Source organism: Pseudomonas sp. BCRC 81390 (assembly GCF_030341915.1).
In the GTDB taxonomy this organism is placed as follows: Bacteria; Pseudomonadota; Gammaproteobacteria; order Pseudomonadales; family Pseudomonadaceae; genus Aquipseudomonas.
This window is the reverse complement of sequence record NZ_JATAAG010000063.1, coordinates 297,583-321,263: the sequence shown is the minus strand read 5'-3', so window position 1 is coordinate 321,263 and position 23,681 is coordinate 297,583. Positions and strand designations below refer to the sequence as shown.

Sequence of the window (23,681 nt, the reverse complement as noted above, 5' to 3'; positions counted from 1 at the left end):
TGTGGGGGCGGGCGTGCCCGCGAAAGGGCCGAACCTGCCTACCAGCGCATCCGCACCCCAAGGCTGCCAATCAATCCGTTCAGGTCATTGTCATCCACGTCACTGCTGTAGTCGGCACTGACAAACACCGCCACCGCCGGCGTCACCCGCGCCACCAGCCCCAGGCCCAGTTCCACCGTGGTCGAATAGCGCGAGCTGGATATCTTGTCGACCTGGTCCAGCTTCACCTCATCGGCATTGCTGAAGTCATACCACACGTTGGTACGCACATAGGGCTCGATCGGCATGCCGCGCACATCGTAGCGCCCGGACAACCTGGCACCGACCCGCCCGCTCCAGCTCGGCTGGCTGTCCCAGGCTCGCAGGGTCTGTTGCTGAGCCTGGCTGCCGGGAAAGAACTGCTGGTTGATCAACTGCGCCTGCGGCTCGATCACCCAGCCACCGCCCAGGCCGATGGGGATGCCACCTTCCAGCGAGAAGGTCATGGCGTGGCCGCTGTCGTCCAGGCGCTGGCCGTTCTGGTCACGGCCATTGACGTCGATGCGCGAACCCATTGCCACGGCATCCAGGTGCCAGCCTTGTTCATGGGTCATGCTCCAGTAAACGCCGAGGCTTTCGCCGCTCAGGCTCACCGCGTTGCGCTGTTTGTCCCCCAGCCGCTGGCGCATGCCGTTGAAGCGGGTCTGCAGATTGTTCTGCCCCACGAAAATACCCGCACGGTGCACATTGCCTGCTGCCGTTTCCCGCACGAACAGGTCCGGGCCGACCAGCAATTGCGGGCCGGGCGCCAGTTGCTCCGCAGGTTGTGCGTCGCTGCGGGCAGGGGTGGGGAAGAACTGCGCCCACGGGTTGGCATTCGGGGTTGCTGCTGCCAGCCCGTGGCGCTCGCTGATCTTCTGCGAAAAGGCAGCCAAGGTATCGATACTCAAGCCACTGGTGCTGACCGGCTCGAGCGACAGTTGCGGCGGCGCGGTGTGCTGCAGGAAGCCAGGCGAAGTCGGGTCATCCTGCAGTTCGTACGCGATCGTTTCCACCGGGGTTGCCAGAAGCAGCGACGTGGAAACCGCATAGAAAATGCTGTCGAAGCGCAACGGGTTCGAGGTGCTTTTCATGGCGGATCTCCTTGGTTTGTGGGGTACAGCCCTGGGACCTGGCCTGAGGTCACGGGCTGTACGGCAAAAACAGTGGGCGACCCAAACCAGCACGCCAGCTTTCGCGCACGCGCACGAAGGCGCGAGCTAGAGGCCCGGCGCGAGATATTTACTGCTAGACAGGAACAGCTAAGGAGAGACCGCCGCTTGCGTCAAGAAAGCGTGAAGAAAGTGTCGGTAGCGCGTGGCCAGGTTCAATGTGTTGATTTTGCGCAAAAAAAATCAGCCCATAGCCGGCTTCGCTATTTGCCGTCCCGGGGCTATGAAAAATCATTGTTAGAACCGTACTTCAACTGTCAAGGGCAGGTGATCCGACAGGTGCGACCAAGGTTTGTGCCCCAGAATACGCGGCCCATGGCTTTGCGCATTGCGCAGGTAGATGCGGTCCAGGCGCAGCAGTGGCAAGCGGGCAGGGTAGGTACGGGCAAGGTGGCCATGATGGCGCTCGAAGGCTTCGTGCAGGTCGCGCTGCAGGCCCAGAGTGCGGTTGCCGTGGGATTTCCAGTCGTTGAAGTCACCGGCAATGATTACCGGGGCGTCGCCGGGTAGCGACTCGAGCAGCTTGCGCAGCAACTGCAACTGTTTCTGGCGGTGGCTTTCCAGCAACGACAGATGCACGCAGATGGCGTGCACGTTGTGCTGCCCGGGCACGTCGAGAATGCAGTGCAACAGGCCGCGGCGTTCCGGGCCGGTGATCGACACGTCGAGGTTGCGGTGTTCGATGATCGGGTATTTGGAAAGCAGGGCATTGCCATGGTGGCCGTCGGGGTAGACCGCGTTGCGACCGTAGGCAAAGTCGCTCCACATGCTGTCGGCAAGGAATTCGTACTGGGACGTCTGCGGCCAGCCGGGGTAGCGTGCAGCGTGGCGATCGTGGCTGCCGAGCACTTCCTGGAGAAACACAATATCGGCCTGGGTACTGCGCACCGCCTCGCGCAGCTCCGGCAGGATGAAGCGCCGGTTGAAGGCGGTGAAGCCCTTGTGGGTATTCACCGTCAGTACCCGCAGCCGTTTCACGGCCGGGGCCTGGTTGATGTTGGCGAAACCTTTACTACCGGCTTCGGGGTTCACGGTGGCTCCTCAGGTAACGGTTTACACGCTTCATTGCAGGAGCGCCTTGCGTCGCGAAAGGGACGCCCGGCGGCCCCCGTTTCCAGCCGCATGGCAAGCATGGGCGGGGCCGCTATGCGGCCCTTTCGCGACGCCAGGCCGCTCCTACACAAAGGACCCATGCCGGCGGCCCAGGTTCACTCCTCGTCGCGCTGCAACACCATCAGCAACAACGACCGCCCCTTGACCTCGAAGGTGCTGTCGAACTGCAGGTGCTGACCCTTGCGCAACTCCGGCCGGTCGGTGTCGACCAGGCAGCTCCAGTAATCCCCTTCGGGCACGCTCGGCAGCTTGAACGGCACGATGTCATGGTGAGCGTTGACGATCAGCAGCATGGTGGCCTCGGCGCCTGGCCGGGCGATGCCGCTGACCTGGGCACGGCCATCGATCAGCATGCCCAGGCAGCGCCCGTGCGGGTCTTCCCACTGCTCCACGCTCATCTCGTTGCCGTCAGGTGCCAGCCAGGTCACGTCCTTGACCCCGATGGCTTCATTGTAGTCACCCACCAGGAAGCGCGAACGGCGCAGGACCGGGTAGGTCAGGCGCAGCCGGGTCAGGCGCTTGACGAACTTCAGCAACTGCTGGCCTTCTTCGTCCAGTTCCCAGTTCACCCAGCCGATCTCGCTGTCCTGGCAGTAGGCATTGTTGTTGCCGTGCTGGGTACGGCTGAACTCGTCGCCGGCGACGATCATCGGTGTGCCCTGGGCGAACAGCAAGGTGGCGAAGTAATTGCGCATCTGCCGCATGCGCAGGGCATTGATCCCCGGGTCCTGGGTAGGGCCCTCGACGCCGCAGTTCCACGACAGGTTGTTGTCGGTGCCGTCCTGGTTGTTCTCGTCGTTTTCCTCGTTGTGTTTCTCGTTGTACGACACCAGGTCGCGCAAGGTGAAGCCGTCATGGGCGGTGATGAAGTTCACCGATGAGTACGGCCGTCGGCCGCGGTTGTTGAACATGTCGCCCGAGGCGGTCATGCGCGCGGCGAAGTCGGCCAGCTGGCCCTCGTCACCTTTCCAGAACGCCCGCATGGTGTCGCGGAAGCGGTCGTTCCACTCTGCCCAGCCCGGGGCGAAATTGCCCACCTGGTAGCCGCCCGGGCCGCAGTCCCAGGGCTCGGCGATCAGCTTGACCTGGCGCAGCAGCGGGTCCTGGCGGCAGGCAACCAGGAAGCTGTGCCGCTCGCTGTAGCCTTCATGGTAGCGGCCGAGGATGGTGGCCAGGTCGAAGCGGAAGCCGTCCACATGCATCTCGCCGGCCCAGTAGCGCAGCGAGTCGGTGACCAGCTGCAACACGCACGGGTGGCTGAGGTCCAGCGTGTTGCCGGTGCCGGAGTCGTTGATGTAGTAGCGTTTCTGGTCAGGCATCAGCCGGTAGTACGAGGCGTTGTCGATACCGCGCATCGACAGCGTTGGCCCCAGCTCGTTGCCCTCGGCGGTGTGGTTGTAGACCACGTCGAGAATCAGCTCCAGCCCGGCGTCGTGCAGGTGCGCGACCATTTCCTTGAACTCGGCGATCTTGCCACTGGCCAGGTAGGCCGGGTGGGGGGCGAAGAAGGCGATGGTGTTATAGCCCCAGTAGTTGTTCAGGCCTTTCTGCAGCAGGTGCTGGTCGTTGACGAAGGCATGGATCGGCAGCAGCTCGATGCTGGATACGCCCAAGTCCTTGATGTGCCCGAGCAGCTCGTCATTGGCCAGGCCGCCGAAGGTGCCGCGCAGGTGTTCCGGCACGGCCGGGTGGCGCATGCTGATGCCCTTGGTGTGGGCTTCGTAGATGATGGTGCGCTCCCAGGGGATCTGCACCCGTTCATCGCGGCCCCAGGTGAACGCGGGGTCGATGACCTTGCACTTGGGCACGAACGGCGCACTGTCGCGCTCGTCGAACGACAGGTCGCCGTCGGGGTGGCCGATGGTATAGCCGAACAGCGCTTCGGACCATTTCAGCGCGCCGACCAGTTGTTTGGCGTAAGGGTCGATCAGCAGCTTGTTGGGGTTGAAGCGGTGGCCGTTCTCCGGCTCGTACGGCCCATGCACGCGGTAGCCGTAGATCAGGCCAGGGTGCGCGTCGGGCAGGTAACCGTGGTAGATCTCGTCGGTGTATTCCGGTAGTTCGATGCGTTCGACTTCCTTTTCCCCCGTCGGGTCGAACAGGCACAGCTCGACCTTGGTGGCGTTGGCCGAGAACAGGGCGAAGTTGACGCCCAGCCCGTCCCAGGTGGCGCCGAGGGGGAAGGGCAGGCCTTCGCGGATGCGCGAGGGGGCAACGGAGCGGGTTTTCTTGGGCGTGCGCGGGCTCATGACGGTCCTCGAATGGCCGGGTGCTAGGAACGGAACGATGGATGGCTGGGCCGGCCTTTCGCGGGTACGCCCGCTCCCACAGGGATTTCCCCAGCCACTAGCCAGTACAGGCTGGTGGCCGCGGGCCTGGCGCGAAAGGGCCGGTGGCGGCTCAGCCGGCTGTGGGTTTCTTCACCGCACGTGGTTTTTTCGCCGCCGCCGGCTTGACGCCCGGCAACGCCGCTACCTTGGGCTCGGCTGGCGCCTTGGGCACTGCCGCTGTTTTCGACTTGGCCGCTACCTTGGTTTTGCCGGCCGCCTTGGGCTTGGCTTCGGGGGCCAATGCCTCGGCCTCGGCAAGCTTGCGCGCCATGTCCCAATGGCGGCTTTCCTGGCCCTCCGGTTTGCCCTCCGATTCCCAGATCTGGTAGGCGAATTCGCGTACTCGTTTTTCATCGACACTCATCACGACGCTCCTGAATGCTAGGCATGTTCGATCAACAGGTTGACTGGGAACTCCGACAGCACGGTGCTCAACATCAACTCTCTAACAGGGCTGACAACGGCACCGCCAAAAAGTCCAGTCGAATTGGCAGGCGACAAGGCAAACGGCAAACTTACCCGGGTGTCGTCCCAGTTCTGCGCCGGGATCAGGGGTATGGGGGCTGCGCCCAGCAGGGTACTGGCCAGGCGGGGCGCGATGATGACGGCGCGCTGGCCTTCGCCCAGGCGAGCAAACGCCAGTACCTTGTCGGCGTGGCGGCCCTGCACGGTCAGCGGCAGGTAGGCGCCCCGGCGGAACAGCTCGGCATTGGCCTGGCGGCAGTCGAGCACGCGGGCAATCAAGGCCTGTTTGATACGGCCATCCTGCCAGTGTGCCAGCAACTCGGCCAGTGGCGTGGCGTCGTCCAGGCTGTTGCGCCGGGCGGCGTAATCCACGGCCCGGCGGTTGTCCGGGTCGACCAGGCTGAAATCCCAGTATTCGTTGCCCTGGTACAGGTCCGGCACACCGGGCGTGGTCATGCGCAGCAGGGCCTGCACCAGGCCGTTGAGTGCGCCGGGGCAGGCCAGCAGCTGCGCGGCTTCGGCCAGCGATTTGCGCAACTGCTGGTTCTCGCCGTCCAGCAGCAGGCCGTCGACATAACGCGCACAGGCAGTTTCATAAGCCTCGTTGGGCGCGCTCCAGCTGCTGCGCAGCTTGGCTTCACGCACGGCCTTCTGCTGCCATTGGCGAATGCGCTCGGCGTACTGGCGCAGGCCATTGTCATCATGCGGGTCGAGCTCCAGCGGCCAGCTGCCGAGTACGGTCTGCAGCAACATCAGCTCGTCGCCGGGGCTGGGCGCCGGGCCGTCGTCCAGGGGCACGCGCAACGGGCTGGCCAGCTCGCGCCAGTGCTCCACCCGGCTGGCCAGCCACGGGCCGCGCTCGCTCAGCACGGCCAGGCGCGCGCGGGTGTCTTCGCCGCGTTTGTGGTCATGCGTGGCGGTGGCCAGCAGGTTGTCCGGGAAGTCGCGCAGGCGCCGCTGCGCCTCGTTGTGGAAGTGCTCGGGCGGGGCACTGAAACGCTCGGCCTCGAAGCCGACGTCGTTGCGCGACAGCAGCCGGGCGCTGCGGTAGAAGGCGGTATCTTCCACGGCCTTCGCGGCGCTGGGCGCAGTCAGTTGCTGAAAGCGCACGCAGGCGTGGCGCAACTGCTTGCGTGCATGGCCCGCTGGCAGCGTGCGCCAGGCCTGCCCGCCCAGCCACTGCTCGAGTTGCTCCAGCAGCGGCCAGTCGGCCTCGCTGAGGTCTTGCCGGGCGTTGGCCAGCGCCTGCTGGAAGAACGCTTCGTCTTGCGCCGGGCGACCGCAGGCATTGAAGTAGGTGCGGTACACCGGGTAATGCGCCACCAGCGCCTGCAAGGCGCGGCGGATCGCGCCCAAGGTCAGGTCGCGGGTCATCAGGTCGTTGCGTGCCACCTGCAACAGCGCCTGGGCCACCGACTCGCAGTCCCCGGCCAGGCTGGCATTGAGTACCAGGTGACGGGCCTGGCGCACTTCTTCGCTGAAGGCCGGGCGCTCGGTCACGTTGGCCCACAGCTCGGTCAGCGTGGCCTCGCCCGCCGGGTCGTGCTGCAGCAGCGATACCTGGTTCATGAACTCGTAGCCGGTGGTGCCGTCGGTCAGCCAGTCGCGGTGCAGGTGCTCGTCGGCACCGAGGATTTTTTCCACGTAGATCGGGAAGTGCTCCAGCGCCGCGTGCAGCGGGCGTCGCGCCAGTAAGCCATCGACCCGCCGGCGCAATTTGCGGCAGTAGCCACGCGGGTCGGCCAAACCGTCGATATGGTCGATGCGCAGGCCATCCACCAGGCCGCGCTCGATCAGTTCGAAGAGCTTGGCATGGGTGGCCTCGAACACTACTGCGCGTTCGACCCGCAGGCCGCCCAGTTCGTTGATGTCGAAGAAGCGCCGCCAGTTGATGTCGTCGGCAGCGGTGCGCCAGCTGGCCAGGCGATAGGTCTGGCGCTCCAGCAGCAGGTGCAGGCGCCTGAAACCGGCCTCGCTGCGGCTGTCGAAGGCCACCAGGGCCGATTGCAGGTCGGCGCCTTCGCCCACCAGGCGGGCCAGCTCGGCGTGCAAGGGCAGGGCGGCGGCCAGCGGGTCGGGCGATGCGTTCAGGGCGGTGAAATGTTCGGCCAGCGCCTTCAATGCCGGTTCCGGGCTCAAGGCCAGGATCCAGCCGTAATCGGCCGGGCAGATCGGGAACCGGTGCTGGTAATGGGCAATCTGCAGCACGCCTTGCTGGGCGTCGAATTGCAGCGGTATCTCACCCTGTTTCAACGCCACGCCGTAGTCGCTGCCGAGGAACGGCAGCAGCAACTGCCCGGCCAGCAACGGGTCGCTGGAATGCCACTGGATATCGAAGAACTGCGCATACGGGCTGCGCCGGCCCCAGGCCAGCAGGCTTTGCCACCACGGGTTGTCGGCACCGCCGACGGCCATGTGGTTGGACACCGTGTCGAGGATCAGCCCCATGCCGTGCTGGCGCAGGGCCGCGACCAGCCGCACCAGCGCAGCCTCGCCGCCCAATTCCGGGTTGACCTGGGTCGGGTCGACCACGTCGTAACCGTGGCGCGACCCGGCGCGGGCCTTGAGGATTGGCGAGGCATACAGGTGGCTGATGCCCAGTTGGGCGAAGTACGGCACCAGCGGCACGGCGTGGTCGAGGGTGAAGTCACTGTGAAACTGCAGGCGCAGGGTCGCGCTCAGGGCTTTCATCGGTCACGCTCCCAGGCTTGCTCGCGGGCCTGGGCCAGCAGTTCCAGGCGCCGGGCGGCATCGGCATCGTCGAGCAGCTCACGCACCGGCCGGGCAAAGCGCCGGCGCCAGTTGGGGTGGCCTTCAGTGGTACCGGGCAGGTTGGGTTGCTCGTCGCAGCCCAGCAGGTCTTCGAGGGGGACCAGCACCAGCGGGGCGCGGGTGTGGCCAACATAGCGAATGGCGGCGTCGATCACGGCGTCGTTGTCCTCAAGCAGACCATAATTGGATTCCAGCGTGCGCCGCAAGCCGGCGTGTTCTTTCTGCCGGTCATGGCGCCAATGCAGTTCGGTTGCGGCATCGATCAGTTGCAGGCGGTGGCTCCAGTCGATATCGCGGTTTTCCAGCCAGCCGGCCAGGGGCGCCAGGTCGTGGGTGCCGGTGGTGGCCAAGGCGTTGTCCGGCCAGTCCAGAATCGGCGTGAAGTTGCCGGGCGAGGCCTGCTCGAACGGCAGCACGCGCATGCCCAGCACGTTGCGCCTGGCCAAGGCTTCGCGCAGCCCTGCGGGTACGGTGCCCAGGTCTTCGCCGAGGATGACCGCGCCGTGGCGCATCGACTCCAGCGCCAGCAGGCGCAGCAGGTCGTCCAGCGGGTATTCGAGGTAGGCACCTTCGCTGGGCTTGGAGCCACGCGGAATCACCCACAACCGGCGCAGGCCCATCACATGGTCGATCCGCAGACCGCCGGCGTGCGCCAGGTTGGCCCGCAGCATTTCGATGAAGGCGCGGTAGCCGTTGCGTTTCAGGCCTTCCGGGGAGAAGCCGCAGATACCCCAGTCCTGGCCCGACCGGTTGAGGATGTCGGGTGGTGCACCCACGGTGAGGTTGGCCAGCAGCTCGTCCTGGCGGCTCCAGGCCTGGCTGCCGGCGCCGTCGGCACCCACTGCCAGGTCGGCGATCAGGCCAACTGCCATGCCATTGCCGCGTGCAGCTTCCTGGGCCCGCTGCAGGCTGCGTTCGGTCAGCCACTGGCAGAACGCATGGAACTCGATGCGCGCCGGGTAGCTGGCGGCAAAGCTCTGCACTTCGGCATGGTAGGGGTCGCGCCAGGCCTCTGGCCAGTTGCGCCAGTCGGCGCCCAGGCCCTGATCGACGGCTTCGGCCTGCAGCACTTCGAAGCGGCAATGGTGTTCCAGCGCTTCGCCGGCGGCCTCGCGGAAACTCTCGAAGTCGCTTCGCTGCGGGTGGTCGCCTTGGCTGAAGTCCTTGTACAGCGCCTGCAACAGCCGGCGACGGGCTTCGGCTGCGCGCGGCCAGTCCACCAGCGGTTCCTGCTCCAGCGCTTCCAGTGCCTGTTCCAGGCCGCACGCCTCCACGGCCTGGCGCACGGCGCGCTCGCCAAGGATGGCCGCCGGGCTGGCGTACAGGCTGTTAAGCAGCAGCCGGCTGGAAGGGGAGTAGGGACTGTAGTGGTGCTGGTCGAATGCCGAAAGGGCGTGGATCGGGCTGATGGCCAGGGCATCGGCACCGCGTTCGGCGGCGCTGCGGGCCAGCTGTTCAAGGGCCATGCAGTCGCCGTAGCCACCATCGCCAGGGCGCCGCAGGCTATACAGCTGCACCGCAACACCCCAGCAGCGCGCTGGCGGTTGGCTGACCCGCTCATGCAGCGCCACGCAACCGGCCGGTGCCACGGCCAAGGTGAAGGCATGGCCTTCGATTTGTAGTTGGTGGTAACCCGGTGGCAACTGGCCAGGCAGGCGGCCCTGGGCATCCAGCTGCAATGGCAGCTGCGCCCCGTCCTCCAGGGTGCACTGCACCGGGCTGCCGCCGGCGAAGTAGCGGTCGAGCGCCAGCGCCTGGCCAACATCCGCAGTCAGCAGGGGGGGCACATGCTCGGCATCATCGCTGTGCGCGAGGCTGGCCAGGCTGTCACGTACCTGGGCATCGTCAGCGCAGCCATGGCCAAGGGCTTCCAGCACCCGGCGCAGTACATCGTCACTGACTTGCTGGGGGCGGTTGTTGGCATCGACCCAGTCGCGGGCCAGCCCGGCCCGCCGTGCCAGCTGGTGTAGCAAAGGTTCGCTCATGGCGTCTCCGGGCTGTGCGGCAGCAGGCTGGCCACACAACTGTAAGGGGAAAGGGTGTCGTCCGGGTGGGCATCGGCGCTGCTATCGAACAGCCGTAGCCCGGCTGCTGGCAGCGCGACGGCCTGCGGCTGGTCCGCCAGGTTCAGGTCGATGCGCAAGGTACTGCCGTCGCCCAGGCGCCAGCTGGCGCTCAGCGCCTTGTCGCCAAGCACCTTGGCGCCCAGCGCGCGCGTGCCGGGCAGGCGCGGCAGCAATTGCTGGCGGCGTAGCGTCAGCAACTGCTGATAGAGCCCATGCCAGCCGGCGAGCACGTCGTGACTGTCAGGCCGCGAGCGTTCGAAGGTCTGCAAGGCGTTCGGGTCGGGAATGCGGGCGCGCTGTTCGGGGTCGGCAAAGGCCGGGAAATGGGCGAATTCACCGCGCCGGCCTTCACGTACGGCGTCGGCCAGTTCGTCGTGGAAATCGGTGAAGAACAGGAAGGGCGCGCGGCTACCGTCATCGTCGCCCATGAACAGCAGCGGGATCATCGGGCTCAGCAACAGCAAGGCGGTCGCTGCCCGCAACGCCGCAGGCGGGCACAGCACGCTCAGGCGCTCGCCCAGCGCCCGGTTGCCGATCTGGTCATGGTTCTGCAAGAACAACACGAAAGCGCTGGGGGCAAGGTGGCCACTCGGTTCGCCCCTGGGCTGGCCGTGGCGATTGGCTTCGCCCTGGAACACGAAGCCTTCACCCAGGCAGCGGGCCAGCTTGTCGATCGGCCGGTGTTTGTAGTCTTCGTAGTAGCCTTCGGTTTCGCCGGTCAGCAGTACGTGCAATGCGTTGTGGCCGTCGTCGTTCCACTGCGCGTCGAAGCCTTGTTCCAGGAGAAAGGCCTGGTTGTGTTCGTTTTCCAGTACCAGCCATACCTGGCGGCCGGGTTCGACCGCGGCCCGCACCCGTTGCGCCAGCTCGACGAGGAAATCCGGCTGGTCGATGGCATGCACCGCATCCAGGCGCAAGCCGTCGAAGCGGTACTCGCACAGCCACATCAGGGCGTTCTGGATGAAGTACTCGCGCACCTGCGGGCGCCGGAAGTCGATGGCCGCGCCCCAGGGCGTCTGGCGGTCCTGGCGAAAGAACGGGCTGGCGTACTGGTGCAGGTAATTGCCGTCCGGGCCGAAGTGGTTGTACACCACGTCGAGCATCACCATCAGGCCATGGCCGTGTGCCTGGTCGACCAACTGGCACAGTTGCAGCGGGGTGCCGTAGGAATGTTGGGCGGCGAAAGGCAACACACCGTCATAGCCCCAATTGCGTGCGCCAGGGAACTGGCCTATCGGCATCAGTTCGATGGCGGTGATGCCAGTGGCGGCCACGCGCGGCAGCACGCTGGCCACGCCTGCGTAGCCACCCAGCGCACCGACGTGCAGTTCCTGGATCACGGCTTCGTGCCAGGGCCGGCCTTGCCAGCGGTGCTGCCATGGGTAGGCGGCGATATCCACCACCTGACTGGGGCCATGGACACCGTCGGGCTGGTAACGGGACGCAGGGTCGGCCACTTGCAGCTGCCCGTCGATCCGGTAGTGGTAGTTGTCGCCTGCCCGGGCCGGGGCGACTCCGGTGTACCAGCCATCTTCCTCGGGCAGCAGCGCTATCGGCGGCTGCTGCTCCAGTTCCACGCTCACGCTGCGCGCATCGGGTGCCCAGAGGGCGAAGCGCGCCGACGTGGCGTCCAGCAAGTGTGCGCCATGCCTGTGCATCTTCGATCCCTCTCTCAGTAATAGGCCAGGTGGGCCTGGCGGACCAGATCCTCATACAGGCGGGCATAGGGTTCCACGGCCTGGCACCAGTTGAACGGCTGGGTCATCGACAGGCAGCGCATGGCATTGAGCAGGTCTTTCTTCTGGTACACATAGAAGGCGCGGGCAAGCGCTTCGCGGTAGCTTTCCACGGTGGACTCATCGAACAGGAAGCCAGTGACACCGTTCTCGATGGTGTCGGCCAGCCCGCCGGTGTTGCGCGCCACCGGCAACGAGCCAAAGCGCTGCGCATACATCTGGCTGAGGCCGCAGGGCTCGTAGCGCGACGGCATCAGCAGGAAGTCGCTGCCGGCGAACATGCGCCGGGCATCGGTTTCGTTGAAGCCGATGCGCACACCGATGCGCCCGGGGTGGCGCAGCGCCAGTTCGCGCATGGCCTGTTCTTCTTCCGGCTCGCCACGGCCGATGATCGCAATCTGGCCACCTTGTTCGACGATGTAGTCGGCCACGCCCAGGGTCAGGTCCAGGCCTTTCTGGTAGACCAGGCGCGACACCACGGCGAACAACGGCCCTTCGGACGGCTGCAGCTGGAACAGCTCGCGTACCTCGCGGGTATTGCGCGCCTTGCCTTCCCAGTCATTGATGCTGAAGTTGTGCTGCAGGTGCTTGTCGGTGGCCGAGTCCCAGCTTTCGTCGATGCCGTTGGGGATGCCGCCCAGCAGGCCTTGCTGGGCCTTGCTGGCGAGGAAACCATCCAGGCCGCAGCCGAACTCCGGGGTGGTGATTTCCTGGGCGTAGGTGGCGCTGACCGTGGTGATGTGGCTGGAGTAGGCCAGGCCGGCCTTGAGGAACGACAGCTTGCCGTAGAACTCCATGCCTTCCTGCTGCATGGCATGGTCGGGAATCGCCAGTTCCGGGCTGCAGCCACGGCTGTAGACACCCTGGTAGGCCAGGTTGTGGATGGTGAACAAGGTCGGGGTGTTCAGGCCGCGCCAGTGCATGTAGGCAGGCGCCAGCCCGGCAGGCCAGTCATGGGCGTGCACCAGTTCGGGCTTCCAGTGGATCATGCCTTCGCCTGCGGCGATCTCGGCGGCAGCCAGGCCCAGGCGGGCGAAGCGGATGTGGTTGTCGGGCCAGTCGCGACCGTTGTCGGCAGCATAGGGGGTGCCAGGGCGCTGGTACAGCTCGGGGCAGATCAGCACATAGATGACCAGCCCGTCGGGCAGGTCCATGCGGCCGATCTTGCACGGCGGCAAGGCCGCATGGCCGCTCAGTTCGCCGACGATGTGGATGGGGTTGTCGCTTTCCACCACTTGCGGGTAGCCCGGGATCAGCACCCGTACGTCATGCAGATGCCCCAGCGCCCGCGGCAGGGCGGCAGAAACGTCGCCCAGGCCGCCGGTCTTCACCAGGTCGGCGATCTCCGAGGTGACGAACAGGATCTTGCGCTTGTTGGGGTTGTGCTGGCGGCGCTGGGCGCCGGGTGCCTTGCCTGTCGTGGCGAAATCCGGGGTGACCGATTCGCGATTGTCCGAGGTAAAGGTGTCTACGTGAGGCTCGACAGCGGCACTGATCATACTTCTCTCCGTCCCTATGCTTTGGTCGGGTGCTGGCACCCGCGGCGATATCTCGTGTTGGTTCTCTCTGATGCTGAATTCTGCGTAGTGCATTCCATGCCCCTGAGTCGTGCGCGCAGGCACAGCGCGATCGGCATTCCCGCCAAAAGCGATTGGACTGGTTGGGATGGGTGGGCCGAGCCTGGGAATGTCCCTTGCGTTTGGCCTACTTAGTTCCTGACCTGCCGGCTTTCCTGAAAGTTCGACTTTTTTTCGTCACTCTTCCGATGAGCAAATGGCGGGCCGAAACCCGAGTGTAGGAGAGAAAAAGGGAGAAAGGTGACCCACTGGTCACTAAGGTGATGCCGCACGCTAGACGCAAACGTTGGCGTATGTGAGCGGATGTGTATGCGTGGCGGGCGAGCAGGGCGCGGGGCACAAGGCATGCCCCAATCGGGCAACGCTTGCACCGGTATGGTGCGTTTTATCGCTTCGCCCTGGACTCGTTGCTGCCGGGCGACTGTGCACCGTCCTGTAGCGGGGCGATGCCCTGCACCATGACGAGTCGTCCCAGGTGCTTTGACAAGTTGGCGAGTTATATATTTCGGCCAATAACGAGCTGATAAGAAGTTTGTAGGTAAGTACTTTAGGAAATTGCCTACGGCACGCCTCTGTGTATTAAACCCATCGTTCCTGTTATATCGGGCTAGAACCGTTTAAGTTGTTCTTCAGTCACTGCCCCATCCTCGTAGTCGTCATGGGTTGAAACCCGCAATGCCACGTTAAACCTGGCTTGTAGCCTGGCGGCTGGCCAACTTGATTCGACGTTCTTATCTAGCAGAAGGCCAGGGTGCGGTTGTTTTTCGCCGATAAACAGCATGGCGGGTAGAGCAACTCATGAAACAGTCTGACTTGCGCTTCGGTTTTCAGGCGCTCGCCGCGAGCAGCGAATTCGAAGTGGTTTCATTCGAGCTGGAGGAGACCCTCAACCAGCCATTCGTGTTGAACCTGGAACTTGTCAGCTACGACAGTGATATCGACTTCGGCCACCTGCTCGACAAGCCAGCGTTGTTCACCCTCTATTGCGCCGACCGGCCCGTGCGTCACGTGCATGGCCTGGTCAGCGCCTTCAGCCAGGGCGAAACCTGCTTTTCTCGCACGCGCTACCACGCCGTGGTCGAACCGCAGCTGGCCCGCGCCCGGTTGCGTTCGAACTGGCGCATCTTCCAGCAGAAAACCGTGCCACAGATTCTTGAACTGATGTTCAAGCGCCAAGGTATCAACCGCTTCGAACTGAACAGCTGCGCCGAGCACCAGGTTCGGGAGTTCTGTGTCCAGGCGGGTGAGACCGACCTCGACTTCATTCATCGCCTGGCCGCTGAAGAAGGGTTTGTCTACCGCTTCGCCCACTGTGCCAAGCAGCACACGCTGATCGTCACCGACCGCCTGCTTTCGTTCGGGCTGCTCAGCCGGGGCGCGCTCAAGCGCGAAGATGACGAGGCACTTTGCCAGGATGAGGTCGATGTCGGCCCCGATCAGGTGCTGTACCACGCCGACAGTGGCGGCGACCAGGCCCGCGCCTGCCTGCGGCGCTTGCGCTACTGCGAGCAGGTGCGTACGGCGCGACAGGTGCAGCGCGACTACACCTTCACCCACCCCGCCTATCGCCAGGAGCACAGGGCGCAGGCCAGTAACGTCACGCACCAGTCCCTGGACTACGAACGCTTCGATTACCCGGGGCGCTACAAGCGCGATGCAGTCGGCAAGCCCTTCACCGAAACACGGCTGACGGGCTTGCGCCACGATGCCTGCCTGGCCGAAGTGCAGGGCGATGACGTGCGTCTGCAACCGGGCCTGAGCTTCACCCTGGTCGGCCACCCACGGCAAGACCTCAATGTGCACTGGCGCGTGGTCAGCCTGTGTCATCAGGGGGCCCAGCTCACCAGCCTGCAGGAACAGGCCGCCGGCGCCGAACAAGGCACCCACTATGTGAACGATGCGCTGCTGGTGCAGGGCATGGCCGAGTGGCGCCCGGCACCCGTGGCCAAGCCGCGCATCGATGGCCCGCACATGGCCACCGTGGTCGGCCCGCCGGGTGAGGAGATCTACTGCGACGAATGGGGCCGGGTCAAGGTCAGCTTCCCCTGGGACCGGGAGAGCGAAGACAACGAGTTCAGCTCCTGCTGGGTGCGGGTTTCGCAAGGCTGGGCCGGTGGCAGCTGGGGTTCGATGGCCATCCCGCGTATTGGCCAGGATGTGATTGTCCAGTACGTCAATGGCGACCCCGACCAGCCGATCGTCACCGGGCGCACCTACTGCGGTGACCAGCTGCCGCCGTACGACCTGCCGCAACACAAGACCCGCATGACCATCAAGAGCCAGACCCATAAGGGCACTGGCTTCAACGAGCTGCGCTTCGAAGATGAACTGGGGCGGCAGGAAGTATTCATTCATGCCGAACGTGACCAGAACAACGTCGTCAAGCACAACGAAACCACGCTGATCGGCAATGACCGTAGCGAGCGCGTCGAGCATGACGAAGTGGTGCACATAGGCGGCAACCGCAGCGTCAAGGTGGGCGCCAGCAAAAGCGAGACGGTCGCCCTTGGCAAGATCGAAAGCGTTGGCCTGGGCAAGGTGCTGGCGGTGGGTGGCGCGCTGAGCGTGAGCGTCGGCCTCGAGGCCAGCGAGCAGGTGGCGCTGGACAAGCGCGTGCAGGTTGGCGGGCAATTGCGGGTCGACAGCCAGGACGACGTGTCGATCACCAGCCATCGCGGCCACGTGCATATCGACAGCCGCACGTCGCTGACCCTGAGCTGTGGCGGGGCCTTTATCAAGCTGGCTGACGGCCGCATCGAAATCGGCTGCCCCGAGCCACTGCTGCTGCATGCCATCGCCCAGGTCAAGGCGCCGGCACGCTACGGTGAGCCGCCTGCCCCCGCACGGGAAGATATCGAGTTTCGCCTGGTGCACGCCGACGGCACGCCGATCGCGGGCACGGCCTACGTGGCGAGCTTGTCCGATGGCACCCAGCGCCAGGGCGTGGTCGACCAGAACGGCTATGCCCGCCTGGCCGGGGTCACCCCCGGCTGCAGCGCCCAGGTGCGTTATGAGGTGGGCCCAGGCCCGCTGCAACTGACCACCACGACCGAGCTGGATGCTGCCTTGCAGGCTTTGCTTGCCGGCTGCACCTCGGCAGGTGGCCAGGCATGAGTTCGACAGCGGACTGGCTGGATGAAGCGGTCGACAAAGTGGCCGGCGGCTTTGCCTGGCTGCGCGACCTGGTGCTAGGCGAGTTTGCCGAGGAGCGGCCACTGAGCGTGGTCATCGCCGACATGCTGCTGTCCCTGGTGCCGGGGGTGGTGATCGTGCTCAGCGCCCGTGACCTCGCCGCAGTGTGCCTGCGCCTGGGCAGGCGCTACACGGCGGATGGCAGCCAGGCAGCGGCGCAGCCGCCGGAATGGCAGGAGTGGGTGTTGCTGGTGGCCTGCCTGGTCACCTTGGTCGCCCCGATCATCGGCGCGGTGGTCGGGGCGGCGGGCACCGCAGTGGGCTCGGTGGCAGGTGCACTGGTTGGGCAGGAAGCGGCGGCGTTTCTGCGTGGGTTGTGCCTGCTGTTGATTCGTGAAAGCCAGGTCCTCTTGCAGGCCGTGGTTGCCTTTCTCGGCAAGTTCACCCGCGGCAGCGTGGAGTTCTGGCTGCGCCAGGTCCGGTTCGCCAGCTATGAAAAGGACCTGATGGCCTACCTGGACCAGTTTCTAGCCAAGGTCATTGCGGCGACGGCAAAGCTGCGCAGCTACCTCGGCAACTGGCCGTTCAACCAGGCGGCCTCGCGCCTGTTGGTGCGGCTGCAGGCGATGGAGGCGCAGTTCTACGCGGTACAGGTGCATGCCGTGCGGGAAATCCCGCATGCGCTGATGCAGCTCGATGCCAGGCTGGCCAAGGTACTGGAACAGGCCAGCGACCTGCCCGCGCAGGTCGCGCATGCCGGGGTGCATGCAGCAAAGCCGGTGCCCATGGCCATGAGTAGTGGGCGGGTGACGTCTGGCATTGGCATGCGCCCGCGTTACCTGGAGCGCCCCGAAGGTGTGCTCGGCCCGCCGGTGCCCACGTCACCGCCAGTCGCTGCGCATGGCGCCAATGTGCACGCGTTCGAGCACGCGACGGCGACCCGGACGCAGAAGGGGATTTACGGGGAGGTGGTCAGTGATGAGTACATGCTTGGCAAGGGCCACGAAAACCTGTTGTCGGCGGCGCGGGGGCCGCGCAGCCTGGTAATGAAACCCACCGGGCGCGGGCTGGATGGTGTCTATCGTAATGCCCATCCGCCACCGCCGTTCATTATTACCGAGACCAAGTATCGAACGGGGGGCGTGTTTTCGCCGGGGAGTTTGCCGGTTACGAAGGGGAGTAAGGGATATCCGAGTGCCAGGCAGATGAGTGATGCGTGGATACTCCCAAGGCTTGCGGATGAAGTTGGGGAAAGAAGAGCGGCAGTAATGTATCAGGAAGGCTATGAACGTTGGTTATTGATAGTTGATGAGCGTGGTGCGGTAACTCAAATATCTAAACTTGATAAAAATGCGCGAGTGGTCGGCGAAATGGCAATTTAGGGGGCGGCAATGAAAAAATTTGATGAAATTAAGCGTGAGCCTTTACTTCAAGAGGCAGCTTTTAAAGATAGTCTATCCTTTTGGAAGGAATTTTATTTTGAGCGGCAGGCAGAATCTTTTCTTTCTATTGAAAGGCCGGATTATGTGAACGTTGAGGGGTTGAGTTGGAGTTGGTGCTTCGGTTCCTTGCAGTTGTTGGTGGGCCTCTATTCGGGAGGAGAAGCCATTGATTCGCTACGCCCCTATGCTGAGCATATGTTTTCCCAGTTTCAGCGTCATAAGCAGGCCTATCCGGATTTCTCGCTGAAGCTATGGGAGCCAGATGCCTACCAGTTTGCTCTTTGGCTTTTGTCTTTGGCGGTGCTGTTGAATATGCCGGGGCGGATAGAGCAGGTCGCAGGTTATCTAAGTGATAATGCCGAGGACGGCCAGGATTTGCTTTTGAGGCAACTTTTTGCCAGGGTTGGCATTGCTTTGGCTGGGAATGATCTGATAAACAAACGGCCCTATGCAGAGTTGCTTAATGCCATAAATGCTCAAGGTGATGAGCAGCAACAAGCTTTACGCAGCTATCTAAAACAATGGTATCGCGGCATGCGTAACTGCTATTGGCATGACCGTCATAGACGACGGAGCGATGCCGGCTTCTTTGGCTACTGGGCATTCGAGGCTGGGATGGTTACGGTGTTGTGGGACGTCGACGACGCGCCCTACAGAAATTTACCTTATTACCCTAAAGATTTGGTTGACTATGCGCGTGAGCGTCAGGTCATTCAAACCTTTCCCCGGAGTCTTCAAACTGCGACTTATTCGGATGCGATTGCCAAATCAGGAGAGCTTTGTCCTCGGACTGGGGTGTGGGTCTGCGACGATTGGGTCGTGGGGCCTCAAACATTTATGCAAGGCGTTGAAATGCCCGCTGACGAGGGACGTATCTTGACTTGGCGCTTGGTAAAGGGCCTATAAGGGCTGATCTGACCGGGTCGCCTATTTTGCAGGTGAGCGTGGCCGTCTGAATCCATTGGGTGTGAATGATGTGTCGATTCGATCAGTGTAAGCGTGAACCATTGCTGCAAGAAGCAGCCTATCTCGATAGTGTTTCTTTTTGGAAGGAAAAATATGTCGAACGACAGGCTGACCCTTTTCTTAAAATTAAGCGTCCGGAATATGTAAATGTTAAGGTGTTGAGCTGGAGGTGGTGCTGGCAAACTTTGCATTTACTTGTGGCTCTTTATTCAGGTGGCGAGCCCATCAAATCGCTTGAGTTTTACGCGGAGCACATGTTCAACCAGTTCCAGCGTCACAAACGCTCTTATCCCGATTTTTCTTTGAAGCTATGGGAGCCCGACGCCTACCAGTTCGCACTTTGGCTGCTGTCCCTCGCAGTGCTGTTGGATATGCCTGAACGCATCGAACAGATCGCCGGTTACATCAGTGACGACCCGGATCACGGTCAAGACTTGCTGATTCACCAGCTGTTTACCCGAGTCGGCATCAACCTGCCCGGTCAGGCACTGATCCATCCACGCCCCTACGCAGACTTGCTGCAAGCCTTGAACGGCGAACAGGCCGAACAGCAGCAGGCCATGCGCAACTACCTGAAGAAATGGTATCGAGGCATGCGCAATTGCTATTGGCATGATCGCCACAAAGCCCGAAGCGATGCCGGCTTTTTCGGCTACTGGGCCTTCGAGGCCGGTTTGGTCACGTTGTTATGGGATATCGACGATACGCCTTACCGAGACTTGCCCTATTACCCCAAAGACCTGGTCGATCACGCCCGGCGGCGCCCGGCTTGCCTGGGTTAGCGTGGAGGAGGGCCAATGGGCCACTTTGACAGCATCAAGCGCGACCCGTGGATGGTCGAGCAGCACTATCGGGCCTCGACCCATGAAAAGGAACAGGAATTCGCCGACCCGGACACCCAGGCCTTGCTAGCCGGCCCCGCCGAGCACAGGCACCACTACCGGGGGCTTAGCCGCGACTGGGCGCACATGGCTTTGGAGCTGGCCATCCAGCGCTACTCCGGTGGCGAGCCGATGGAACTGGTGGAGGCCTATGTCGATTACGCCTTCGCCCAGTTCGCCCGGCATTTTTCCGCGTACCCGGCAGCCAGCGAGCAATTGCGCCCGTGGGTGGCGGACGACTACCGGCTTGCCCTGTGGCTGCTGTCGCTGGCGGTGCTGTGCGGTTACCCCGAGCGGGTCGGCCAACTGCTGGGCTGGCTGAACCAGGCTGACGAGCGCAGCCCCGACCTGCTGCTGCATCGGCTGTTCCAGCGCCTGGGCAAGGCCTATCCAGGCACTTCGTTGCTTCACCCCGAGCCCTACGCCACGTTGCTGGACAGCCTCGATCTACGTGGCCCCGCGCAGCAGGACGCACTCATGCGCTACCTCGGCCAGTGGTACGCCGAGGCGCACGGCTGTTACTGGCACGAGCGCCATGCGCGGGCACGCGGTGACCACCTGGGCTATTGGGCATTCGAAGCGGCGCTGGTGGCGTTTCTATGGTCGGTGCAAGGTGATGCCCTGCAAAACGCGCCGCAGTTCTACCCAAAGGCACTTGTCGACCGGGCCCATTACCGGCGGCTGGGCAATCAGTTCCGCGACCCGGAAACCGCCAGGCGCGAGGATGCCCCTGGCTGGCCATCCGGCACCCCCTGCCCATGGCCCGGCCACTACACCTGCGTCGAGCGCGCGCTGGGTGAGCAGGTGTTCATGCACCAGGTACCTTTCCCCGAAGTCGATGGCCAGGTCGTGCACTGGCGGCTGTCGAGAACGTTCTGATTGAGGCCGCCGGCACCGGTGCCCGGCGCGTCATATGAGCAAGGAGTCGCAACAATGCCTGCCATCGTTCTGCTGGGCCACGCTCACCATTGCCCGCTGTGCGGCCCGACCAGTGTCAGCAGCGGTTCCCGCCTGTTCTTCGTCAACGGCAGGGCCGCAGCCAGGGTTGGCGACCGGCTCGGGTGTGGGGCGCTGATCACCAGCGGCTCGGCACTGATGATGGATGACGGGCAGCCGTTTGCCAGGGTCGGCGATACCACCAGCCATGGCGGCGTACTGGAAAATGGCGATAACAGCTGGTTGCTCGATTGAGCGATGTGGGAGCGGTTCAGCTCCCACCGGGAAGGGGCAGGATCAGAGGCTGACGGCGTCGCCGTCGGTGCGTGCCTGTGCCAGCAGCAAGTTCAGTTGAGCGACCTGCTGACGCAGCTGGTCACGTTCTTCCTTCAGTTTACGCAGCTCATCACGGCGCACGGAGACATAGAGGGTCTGGGTTGGAGTAGCAGGCATCAAGGTACCCATGAGCACACCTCGCGGTTTTGGCTGGTGACAAGTTAAAGCGTAGACGCTTCACGCGGGGCGCATTCTGAATTCTTTTGCAGGCCTTGGGAACTTTTTTGTTTATCGTGGTCGCGCCGTTCGTCGCTGAACCCACGAGCGGTTCGCTGGACTAACCTGAAGGCTGCACTGTGTTGTCATTCAATTCGCAAGGGGAGCATCGGCTCATGCAACTGGGAATCATCGGGCTGGGCCGCATGGGCGGCAATATCGCAAGGCGCCTGATGCGCGCCGGCCACCGTACCGTGGTGCACGACCGCAGCCGTGAAGCCATCAGCACCCTGGAGGGCGAGGGTGCCCAAGGGGCGCACGACCTCGGGGCGCTGGTGCAGAAACTCAAGGCACCGCGCGCGGTGTGGGTGATGCTGCCGGCCGGCGAGCCCACCGAGCAGACCATCGCGCAGCTGGCCGAGCTGCTGGAGCCGGGCGATGCGATCATCGACGGCGGCAACACCTTCTACAAGGACGATATGCGCCGGGCCGGCGAGCTGGCCAAGCGCGGGCTGCATTACCTGGACGTGGGCACCTCCGGCGGGGTGTGGGGCCTGGAGCGTGGCTACTGCATGATGATCGGTGGCGAAAAGGCCGTGTTCGAGCGCCTGGAGCCGCTGTTCAAGGCACTGGCCCCGGGCGTGGGTGACATCCCGCGTACCCATGGCCGCAGCGGCGAGTACCAGCGCGCCGAGCACGGCTACATCCATGCCGGCCCAGCCGGTGCCGGGCACTACGTGAAAATGGTGCACAACGGTATCGAGTACGGCTTGATGCAGGCCTATGCCGAAGGCTTCGACCTGCTGCGCAGCAAGGGCGGCAACGAACTGCCCGAGGACCAGCGCTTTGACCTGGACGTGGCCGAAATCGCCGAAGTGTGGCGGCGTGGCAGCGTGGTCACCTCGTGGTTGCTCGACCTGACCGCCGATGCCCTGGTGGCCGACCCTCAGCTGGCGCAATTCAGTGGCTCGGTGTCCGACAGCGGTGAAGGCCGCTGGACCATCGATGCTGCCGTCGAGCAGGCCGTGCCGGTGCCGGTGTTGTCCAGCGCTCTGTTCGCGCGCTTCCGCTCGCGCCAGCAGCAGGGCACCTACGGTGACAAGATCCTCTCGGCCATGCGCCTGGGCTTCGGTGGCCACATCGAGAAGAAAGGCGAATGACCAGACAGCACATTCCTGCCGCGCCACCCTGCACCCTGTTCCTGTTCGGCGCCAATGGCGACCTGGTCAAGCGCCTGCTGATGCCGGCGCTGTACAACCTCAGCCGCGACGGCCTGCTGGACCGCAACCTGCGCATTGTCGGCGTCGACCACAACCCGGCCACTGCCGAGGCGTTCGCCGAGCGCCTGCATGCGTTCATGGTCGAGCGTGATAAAGGCGGTGAGGGCAGCCCCAAAGGCCTGGACGAGAAACTGTGGGCACGTTTGGCCAAGCGCCTGGACTACCAGACCGGTGACTTCCTCGACCCGGCCACCTACCAGGCCCTCGCCAGGCGCATCGACAAGACCAGCCATGGCAACGCCATTTTCTATCTGGCGACTTCGCCACGGTTCTTCCCGGAGGTCGCCCTGCGCCTGGGGCAGGCCGGCTTGCTCGACGAATCCGCCGGGGGCTTTCGCCGCGTGGTGGTGGAAAAGCCCTTCGGTACCGACCTGGCCAGCGCCGAGGCGCTCAATGCCTGCCTGTTGAAAGTGATGGGCGAGCGGCAGATCTACCGCATCGACCATTACCTGGGCAAGGAGACGGTGCAGAACATTCTGGTCAGCCGTTTTTCCAACGGCCTGTTCGAGTCGTTCTGGAACAACCACTACATCGACCACGTGCAGATCACCGCTGCGGAAACCGTCGGTGTCGAGACCCGCGGTGCTTTTTATGACAGCACCGGGGCGCTGCGCGATATGGTGCCCAACCACTTGTTCCAGCTGCTGGCGATGGTAGCCATGGAGCCCCCGGCGGCGTTCGCCGCCGATGCCGTGCGTAGCGAGAAGGCCAAGGTGATCGGTGCCATTCGCCCATGGTCGACGAAGATGGCCCTGAAGCATTCCGTGCGCGGCCAGTACCGCGCCGGCAAGCACGGCCGCAAGCAGTTGCCCGGTTACCGTCAGGAGGCCAACGTCGCCCCCGACAGCCAGACCGAGACCTACGTGGCGCTGAAGGTGATGATCGACAACTGGCGTTGGGCCGGGGTGCCGTTCTACCTGCGCACCGGCAAGCGCATGAGCGTGCGCGACACCGAAATCGCCATCTGCTTCAAGCCCGCGCCGTATGCGCAGTTCCGCGAGTCGGAACTGGAGCGGCCCAAGCCCAATTACCTGAAAATCCAGATCCAGCCCAACGAAGGCATGTGGTTCGACCTGCAGGCCAAGCGCCCCGGGCCGGAGCTGGTAATGGAGAACGTGGAGCTGGGCTTTGCCTACAAGGATTTCTTCAAGATGACCCCGGCGACCGGCTACGAGACGTTGATCTATGACTGCCTGACCGGTGACCAGACGCTGTTCCAGCGCGCCGACAACATCGAGAACGGCTGGCGTGCGGTGCAGCCGTTCCTCGATGCCTGGGCCCAGGGCGGTGAGGTGCATGAGTA

17 protein-coding genes are annotated in these 23,681 nt (G+C 63.9%); 8 read left to right on the top strand and 9 right to left on the bottom strand.

Features of this window, described 5'->3' with window-relative positions:
• Positions 1–38 precede the first annotated feature (38 nt).
• From QSV36_RS16280 to glgA, 8 genes are all read right to left on the bottom strand, one after another.
• Positions 39–1,112: an autotransporter outer membrane beta-barrel domain-containing protein gene (locus QSV36_RS16280; RefSeq protein ID WP_289133257.1), complete on the bottom strand. Its 1,074-nt coding sequence runs from the start codon at positions 1,110–1,112 to the stop codon at positions 39–41.
• A gap of 315 nt (positions 1,113–1,427) precedes the next feature.
• A complete protein-coding gene (locus QSV36_RS16275; RefSeq protein ID WP_289133255.1) occupies positions 1,428–2,222 on the bottom strand; it encodes an endonuclease/exonuclease/phosphatase family protein in 795 nt (264 codons plus the stop codon).
• Positions 2,223–2,398: 176 nt separating this feature from the next.
• Complete coding sequence (glgX, locus tag QSV36_RS16270) at positions 2,399–4,552, bottom strand: glycogen debranching protein GlgX (RefSeq protein WP_289133253.1); 2,154 nt, start codon at positions 4,550–4,552, stop codon at positions 2,399–2,401.
• 151 nt (positions 4,553–4,703) lie between these two features.
• Positions 4,704–5,000 carry a DUF2934 domain-containing protein gene (locus QSV36_RS16265; RefSeq protein WP_289133251.1) on the bottom strand — a complete coding sequence of 99 codons (297 nt, stop codon included), beginning with the start codon at positions 4,998–5,000 and terminating at the stop codon, positions 4,704–4,706.
• A gap of 14 nt (positions 5,001–5,014) precedes the next feature.
• Complete coding sequence (locus QSV36_RS16260; RefSeq protein ID WP_289133249.1) at positions 5,015–7,789, bottom strand: malto-oligosyltrehalose synthase; 2,775 nt, start codon at positions 7,787–7,789, stop codon at positions 5,015–5,017.
• Complete coding sequence (gene malQ, locus QSV36_RS16255; RefSeq protein ID WP_289133247.1) at positions 7,786–9,855, bottom strand: 4-alpha-glucanotransferase; 2,070 nt, start codon at positions 9,853–9,855, stop codon at positions 7,786–7,788. The genes QSV36_RS16260 and malQ overlap by 4 nt, the downstream gene beginning before the upstream one ends.
• Positions 9,852–11,594 (bottom strand): malto-oligosyltrehalose trehalohydrolase, encoded by a 1,743-nt coding sequence (treZ, locus tag QSV36_RS16250; protein ID WP_289133245.1) that lies wholly within the window; start codon positions 11,592–11,594, stop codon positions 9,852–9,854. Before treZ ends, malQ begins: the two co-directional genes overlap by 4 nt.
• 14 nt (positions 11,595–11,608) lie before the next feature.
• Complete coding sequence (gene glgA / locus QSV36_RS16245) at positions 11,609–13,171, bottom strand: glycogen synthase GlgA (protein ID WP_289133244.1); 1,563 nt, start codon at positions 13,169–13,171, stop codon at positions 11,609–11,611.
• Positions 13,172–14,047: 876 nt separating this feature from the next.
• Between glgA and QSV36_RS16240 the strand changes: the two genes are divergently transcribed.
• From QSV36_RS16240 to QSV36_RS16215, 6 genes are all read left to right on the top strand, one after another.
• Entirely contained in the window at positions 14,048–16,363 is a 2,316-nt protein-coding gene (locus QSV36_RS16240; RefSeq protein ID WP_289133242.1) for a type VI secretion system Vgr family protein, read from the top strand.
• Entirely contained in the window at positions 16,360–17,763 is a 1,404-nt protein-coding gene (locus QSV36_RS16235; protein WP_289133240.1) for a hypothetical protein, read from the top strand. The genes QSV36_RS16240 and QSV36_RS16235 overlap by 4 nt, the downstream gene beginning before the upstream one ends.
• A 9-nt stretch (positions 17,764–17,772) precedes the next feature.
• Entirely contained in the window at positions 17,773–18,729 is a 957-nt protein-coding gene (locus QSV36_RS16230) for a PoNi-like cognate immunity protein (RefSeq protein ID WP_289133238.1), read from the top strand.
• A gap of 101 nt (positions 18,730–18,830) precedes the next feature.
• Entirely contained in the window at positions 18,831–19,571 is a 741-nt protein-coding gene (locus tag QSV36_RS16225; RefSeq protein ID WP_289133236.1) for a PoNi-like cognate immunity protein, read from the top strand.
• Between the two features lie 15 nt (positions 19,572–19,586).
• Positions 19,587–20,549, top strand: a complete 963-nt coding sequence (locus QSV36_RS16220) for a PoNi-like cognate immunity protein (protein WP_289133234.1) — start codon at positions 19,587–19,589, stop codon at positions 20,547–20,549.
• A 54-nt stretch (positions 20,550–20,603) separates the two neighbouring features.
• Positions 20,604–20,861, top strand: a complete 258-nt coding sequence (locus QSV36_RS16215) for a PAAR domain-containing protein (protein WP_353853247.1) — start codon at positions 20,604–20,606, stop codon at positions 20,859–20,861.
• 42 nt (positions 20,862–20,903) lie between these two features.
• Here QSV36_RS16215 and QSV36_RS16210 read toward each other — a convergent pair whose 3' ends face one another.
• Positions 20,904–21,071, bottom strand: a complete 168-nt coding sequence (locus tag QSV36_RS16210) for a DUF6026 family protein (RefSeq protein ID WP_186674681.1) — start codon at positions 21,069–21,071, stop codon at positions 20,904–20,906.
• Positions 21,072–21,274: 203 nt separating this feature from the next.
• On the opposite strand from QSV36_RS16210, the gene gnd reads away from it, so the two are divergent.
• Both gnd and zwf read left to right on the top strand, forming a co-directional pair.
• On the top strand, positions 21,275–22,258 hold the full coding sequence (gene gnd / locus QSV36_RS16205) for a phosphogluconate dehydrogenase (NAD(+)-dependent, decarboxylating) (RefSeq protein ID WP_289133229.1): 984 nt from the start codon (positions 21,275–21,277) through the stop codon (positions 22,256–22,258).
• The coding region (gene zwf / locus QSV36_RS16200; RefSeq protein WP_289133227.1) for a glucose-6-phosphate dehydrogenase at positions 22,255–23,681 on the top strand (1,427 nt) is incomplete at its 3' end. The genes gnd and zwf, both read left to right, overlap by 4 nt.

What these genes read in the sequence shown, in the direction of transcription:
- QSV36_RS16280 (WP_289133257.1), bottom strand. Translation starts at nt 1,112, where the DNA reads ATGAAAAGCACCTCGAACCCGTTGCGCTTCGACAGCATTTTCTATGCG.
- glgX (WP_289133253.1), bottom strand. Translation starts at nt 4,552, where the DNA reads ATGAGCCCGCGCACGCCCAAGAAAACCCGCTCCGTTGCCCCCTCGCGC.
- QSV36_RS16260 (WP_289133249.1), bottom strand. Translation starts at nt 7,789, where the DNA reads ATGAAAGCCCTGAGCGCGACCCTGCGCCTGCAGTTTCACAGTGACTTC.
- malQ (WP_289133247.1), bottom strand. Translation starts at nt 9,855, where the DNA reads ATGAGCGAACCTTTGCTACACCAGCTGGCACGGCGGGCCGGGCTGGCC.
- treZ (WP_289133245.1), bottom strand. Translation starts at nt 11,594, where the DNA reads ATGCACAGGCATGGCGCACACTTGCTGGACGCCACGTCGGCGCGCTTC.
- glgA (WP_289133244.1), bottom strand. Translation starts at nt 13,171, where the DNA reads ATGATCAGTGCCGCTGTCGAGCCTCACGTAGACACCTTTACCTCGGAC.
- QSV36_RS16240 (WP_289133242.1), top strand. Translation starts at nt 14,048, where the DNA reads ATGAAACAGTCTGACTTGCGCTTCGGTTTTCAGGCGCTCGCCGCGAGC.
- QSV36_RS16235 (WP_289133240.1), top strand. Translation starts at nt 16,360, where the DNA reads ATGAGTTCGACAGCGGACTGGCTGGATGAAGCGGTCGACAAAGTGGCC.
- QSV36_RS16230 (WP_289133238.1), top strand. Translation starts at nt 17,773, where the DNA reads ATGAAAAAATTTGATGAAATTAAGCGTGAGCCTTTACTTCAAGAGGCA.
- QSV36_RS16220 (WP_289133234.1), top strand. Translation starts at nt 19,587, where the DNA reads ATGGGCCACTTTGACAGCATCAAGCGCGACCCGTGGATGGTCGAGCAG.
- QSV36_RS16215 (WP_353853247.1), top strand. Translation starts at nt 20,604, where the DNA reads ATGCCTGCCATCGTTCTGCTGGGCCACGCTCACCATTGCCCGCTGTGC.
- QSV36_RS16210 (WP_186674681.1), bottom strand. Translation starts at nt 21,071, where the DNA reads ATGGGTACCTTGATGCCTGCTACTCCAACCCAGACCCTCTATGTCTCC.
- gnd (WP_289133229.1), top strand. Translation starts at nt 21,275, where the DNA reads ATGCAACTGGGAATCATCGGGCTGGGCCGCATGGGCGGCAATATCGCA.